General features: G+C 60.5%; 5 protein-coding genes. 4 read left to right on the top strand and 1 reads right to left on the bottom strand.

Annotated elements, in window-relative coordinates; all coding sequences use genetic code 11:
- The first annotated feature begins 74 nt into the window (after window positions 1-74).
- Complete coding sequence (locus ACFFWD_RS27665; protein WP_376970622.1) at window positions 75-317, top strand: DUF1127 domain-containing protein; 243 nt, start codon at window positions 75-77, stop codon at window positions 315-317.
- A gap of 91 nt (window positions 318-408) precedes the next feature.
- On the opposite strand, the gene ACFFWD_RS27660 is transcribed toward ACFFWD_RS27665, so the two are convergent.
- On the bottom strand, window positions 409-900 hold the full coding sequence (locus ACFFWD_RS27660; RefSeq protein WP_376970620.1) for a septal ring lytic transglycosylase RlpA family protein: 492 nt from the start codon (window positions 898-900) through the stop codon (window positions 409-411).
- A gap of 665 nt (window positions 901-1,565) precedes the next feature.
- Here ACFFWD_RS27660 and ACFFWD_RS27655 point away from each other — a divergent pair.
- The 3 genes from ACFFWD_RS27655 to ACFFWD_RS27645 all read left to right on the top strand — a co-directional run.
- A complete protein-coding gene (locus ACFFWD_RS27655) occupies window positions 1,566-1,841 on the top strand; it encodes a hypothetical protein (RefSeq protein ID WP_376970618.1) in 276 nt (91 codons plus the stop codon).
- A 433-nt stretch (window positions 1,842-2,274) separates the two neighbouring features.
- Window positions 2,275-4,020 carry an adenylate/guanylate cyclase domain-containing protein gene (locus ACFFWD_RS27650; RefSeq protein ID WP_376970616.1) on the top strand — a complete coding sequence of 582 codons (1,746 nt, stop codon included), beginning with the start codon at window positions 2,275-2,277 and terminating at the stop codon, window positions 4,018-4,020.
- Between the two features lie 266 nt (window positions 4,021-4,286).
- Window positions 4,287-4,621 (top strand): SAM domain-containing protein (locus ACFFWD_RS27645; RefSeq protein ID WP_376970614.1); only part of this gene is annotated, 335 nt, incomplete at its 3' end.

Here is a 4,621-nt window from a genome sequence, read left to right as displayed (position 1 = left end):
GCCGGTCAAGCGTGCCTGCCGATCTCGCGGCACCCTCGTGCCGGTGGAAAGACACCGTCCCAGGAGACACCGCAATGAGCACGACGCACGGCACAACGTGGCTGGAACGGACATCCGTATCGACCCGGCGTGTCTCGAGCTTCATCTGGAAATGTTGGGATGCCTTTCTGGAGCGCCGCCAACGCCAAAAATTGAGCGCCACCTTGTCCGACTTAAGCGACAGGGAGCTGATGGATATCGGCACCACGCGCGGCGAGATCGACTACGTCGCCTCGCACCGAGGTATTGACCCGCGAGGCATCCGATCCGGGCGGTAGCGGGGAATCGCCAAAGTCCAGCGTCGAGCGCTGGATGATCGTGCCGTCCGCCTCGATGACGAGGCGGAAACGGGGTGTTCCGAGAAGAAGGTCAGCCAACCGGTCCGGGGATCCAATAGTCCCCTGCAAGCGGCCTAACTCTTACGTCATGAATGACCCCGAGCTGCAGGCTTGGATCGAAATGGCGCATCGTCCGCTCATTGAGGTCAATGATGCGGCCAGGCATTAGTGGCCCCACGTCATTTATCTTGACGATGACCTTTTTGCCTGCAGCCTCGACGAGGGCATACTTCGGCCTCGCGCCAAATTGGACCCCACCAAACTTCTGACGCAAGCTTGTCTTGATGGCAGCCGCCCAGACGGAGGGATCATAGCGCTCGCCGGAGGCTGTGCTTGAGCCGCCCTCCCGCCATCCGGACCGGAACGGATTGTACATGGATGCTGCGCCAACGATCGCATCCCCAGAAGCGGCAATGACGACGGCGCTTGAATGAACCGCAGCGGTTTCACTTCGAGCAACGGTAACAGACATGGCAAACGCAACCACGGCGCCGCAAATTGCGGCGCTCGAGCCGAACAGCATCCTAACTCCTTGACTGATTGTTTTCGATCGTTCGGTTCCCGATGCCGCAAAACACGGTCGAGCGAACGCGGGAGCGTTATCGAACTCGTGCCAATTCTTTGCGGATTCGTGCCGACCTTGGCGACGGAACCGTTGCGGGGAACCGGGGTGGTCCCCGCACAGTGTTTTTAGTGCTCACCGACTAAGACAGAGATTGCGTCAGCAGCATGACTGAATCGAGTTCCTTCGATTGCGTGAGTAGCAGCAGCGTTGTGGCCGATGCCCGCTCGGAGACCCATAGCGGTCCTGGTTGCGCCGCGCCCTCGAGAGCGTGAAAGCAGCGTGGCTGGCTATCAATGGACGAAAGCTGCACGCATGTTCACGCAGGCCGGCGCCGAGTCACTCGCCTGGCGTGTGCACTTCCTGTCTTGCCGCCCAGAATGATAGAGCGCTCCGTGATCAACGTTCCAACAAAGCCTCTCGCCCGAACGTGTTCCGCACTCGAACGTTGGGCATAACTCGGCCCAGTGCACGGCCGCAATGACTGAGGTGCTATAGTCAAGCGATTAGTTGAGTCGGGACCCGCAACCATGCCCTGTAGCCTGTAACGCAAGCTGCCCATGACGTGCGATGCAGGATTGACGAACGGGCTCAATCAAACATCCGAACCAGGGAGCCACTTCCGGATGGCACGACGCGTAGTTTGTGTTTTGGCAGTTTTGTTTGCATTCTCGTCTAATGCGGTTGCGGGCGAGAAATCCGGCTTGCTGCGAACCGTTTCCTGCTCGGTCGTTCGCTATTACGTCGCGAAATACAGCGCCTCAGCAGCCGAGGCGTGGGCGCGAAGCAAAGGGGCGACCGATGCTGAAATCGAGGCCGCGAAGCGTTGTTTGACGGCTGAGACGATACGCACCGCTAAAGCTCACGGCAGGCCACTCGCGCTCGGCTCTTACGGCTGGTGACCTGCCAAGGTCCCTCTAATTCAGCGAGCATAGCGGCGGTGGCCGTTGTAGCGCCATCGACCCACCCAACGCTTTCACCTCGCGTTCTTCGTCGTCGGCGAGCTGACCGCAAAGAGTTCGCTACTTCCGCCTAAGCCCGCAACGGCGCGCTCGGTACTTCCGATATTGTCCCCTAACCGGACATGGCCCAGACATGGCCAATTAGACGCGATTGACCCTGAGCGGTCATTAACGCCGCTTGAACCCCCGGTCAGCGCCCCGCCTGATGCGCGATATTGTTCGCGGCCCCGAACGCAGCCGCTGCCATGGGCCCGGCAAATGCCGCTTGGCGCAAACGGGACTCTCCCGCGATTGCCGCTCACATGTCCGCAATAAAGTGCTAGGCTCTTCCTTGTCTCAGCGGCGTGGTTAATCTGGTCGTTCGGAGGGCGCTGTGACCGAGCAGCGGGTGCAGAGGCGGCTGGCGGCAATCTTGGCCGCCGACGTAGTCGGTTATTCCGCGCTCATGCAACGCGCCGAGGAAGCCACCTACGCCGAGTTCGAGCGGCTCAAGCGAGAACTGATCGAGCCTAGCCTCTCCCACCACGAAGGGCGACTTATCAAGACAACGGGTGATGGCGCGCTCGTCGAGTTCGCGAGTCCCGTGGCCGCCGTGAGATGCGCGGTTGAGATACAGGATCATCTTGCCTCGGGCGGCAGTCCCCTCACGTTACGCGTCGGGCTCAACCTTGGTGACGTTATCGTTGGGCAGGATGGTGAACTCTACGGCGACGGGATCAACATCGCTGTCCGGCTGGAGGGGGTCGCCGATCCGGGCGGCATCCTGATTTCCGAGAAGGTGTACGGCGAAGTCGAAGGCAAGCTGGGCGTTGGCTTCGAGGATCGCGGCGAGCAGCACCTCAAGAACATCTCCAAACCGGTCCGCGCTTACGCTGTCCGCGCTGGAGCGTCTAGCGCGCTGACCGAGAGACTAAGTGCGGCCCCGCTACTTCCAGACAAGCCGTCGATCGCCGTGCTGCCGTTCGCGAACATGTCCGGCGATCCCGAGCAGGAGTATTTTGCCGATGGGGTGGTTGAGGAAATCATCACGGCGCTCTCGCGGTTCAAATGGTTGTTCGTGATCGCTCGCAATTCGAGCTTCACATTCAAAGGCAAGGCCGCCGATATCAAGGAGGTCGGACGAAGGCTCGGCGTGCGCTATGTCCTTGAGGGGGCTGTGCGCAAGGCGTCGGGGAAAGTTCGCATCACAGGGCAGTTAATTGATGCAGTGACAGGCGCACACATTTGGGCGGACAGGTTCGAGCGTGACCTGACAGACGTGTTCGCGCTCCAGGACGAAGTCACGGTCGCCGTCGTCTCGGCCATTCAGCCAAAATTGCTTCAAACAGAAATTGCACTGGCGGCGCAGCGGCGACCGGAGAACCTCACTGCCTATGATTGTTATCTCCGGGCCATGCCGCAGTTTTACCGATCGAGCCGCGAAGGAATGGCCGAGGCGATCAGGTTGGCGCATCGCGCCTTGGAGCTGGACCCCCGGTTTGGGTCTGCCGCGGCTCTGGCAGGTGTCGGTCACATGCAAAACGTCATTTGGGGCTATGCGGTCGATCCCCAATTCGAGCGCAAGGAAGCAATTCGGCTTTCTCGATTGGCATTGAGTATCGACGATGGTGATCCAGACACGTTGGCATGGGCTGCCGCAATCTCGGCGTTCATCGTCGGCGATAGTGAACGTGAGATCGAAATGGCTGACCGGGCGGTCGCGCTCAACCCCAATTCATATTTCGCATGGAGCGCCAGAGGCCAAGTGTATAGAATTGCGGGGCTGCCGGAGGAAGCGGTCCGGAGCTTTGAACTTGCCATGCGCATGAGCCCTGTAGACCCGCTGCTACATCGGTTATTTGTTGGGATGGGGATGGCGTTGATTGAGCTTCGTCGCTTTGACGAGGCCATCGCCGCCGGGAAGAAAGCCCTTCGTCAGAACCCCGCCCTTAGGGGAGGTTACCTCTGTCTTGCGTCCGCGCTCGCTCATCTCGGACGCGATGCCGAGGCCCGTGAGGCGGCGGCGCGTCTGCTTGAGCTCTATCCCGCCTTCACAATATCCATGGGGATAGGTCGACGCAGACAATCACACGTGAAGCTATTGGGTGAGGGCCTTCGGAAAGCGGGGTTGCCGAACTAGGGCCCAGCTCGCTTGTGCGGACGAGGGCATCGAACGTGAGACACAATGTCTGCAACTGGCCCGTCGCGACATATTGCACCGCCATAGGACCTCGGTCGCCAACGGGGCATAGCGGAAGTCGACGCTCGGCTGTCTATCCTAGTGGGCGACGCTCGTGACCCTGACCAGACATGCCCCCAGAGGGCGCTGCAATAAATCGGCGCGCATGGTAGACTTACTGCCCTGTCGGTCCAGAGCGGATAGCCTTGATTCCGTAGGGGGCCGCCATGCAGCAGATTGCCGACTGGCTCGAAAAGCTCGGCATGTCCGAGTACGCCCAGCGTTTTGCTGAAAACCGCATTGATTTCTCGGTCCTTCGCGAACTGACCGATCAGGACTTAAAAGATCTCGGTGTCGTCCTCGGTGATCGCCGAAAAATGTTGCGCGCAATCGCCGACATCGACGGTATCGAGAAGAACGCACCAGCTGCGCCCGCCGAGGCAACTGGAGCGCCGCGTCGCACACCCGTCGCGTCAGAGCCAATCCCGACCGCAACGCCACCGCCGATCTCCGCCGCGGCCGAGGTCAGCGGCGAGCGCCGCTATGTCACGGTGATGTTCTG

Source organism: Bradyrhizobium erythrophlei (assembly GCF_042430365.1).
Classification (GTDB): Bacteria; Pseudomonadota; Alphaproteobacteria; order Rhizobiales; family Xanthobacteraceae; genus Bradyrhizobium; species Bradyrhizobium erythrophlei.
The sequence above is the reverse complement of the archived record's forward strand: the minus strand, read 5'-3'. Positions and strand labels throughout refer to the sequence as shown.

Excerpts from the sequence above, each read along its gene's own strand:
- ACFFWD_RS27655 (WP_376970618.1), top strand. The coding sequence starts at position 1,566 with ATGGCACGACGCGTAGTTTGTGTTTTGGCAGTTTTGTTTGCATTCTCG.
- ACFFWD_RS27660 (WP_376970620.1), bottom strand. The coding sequence starts at position 900 with ATGCTGTTCGGCTCGAGCGCCGCAATTTGCGGCGCCGTGGTTGCGTTT.
- ACFFWD_RS27665 (WP_376970622.1), top strand. The coding sequence starts at position 75 with ATGAGCACGACGCACGGCACAACGTGGCTGGAACGGACATCCGTATCG.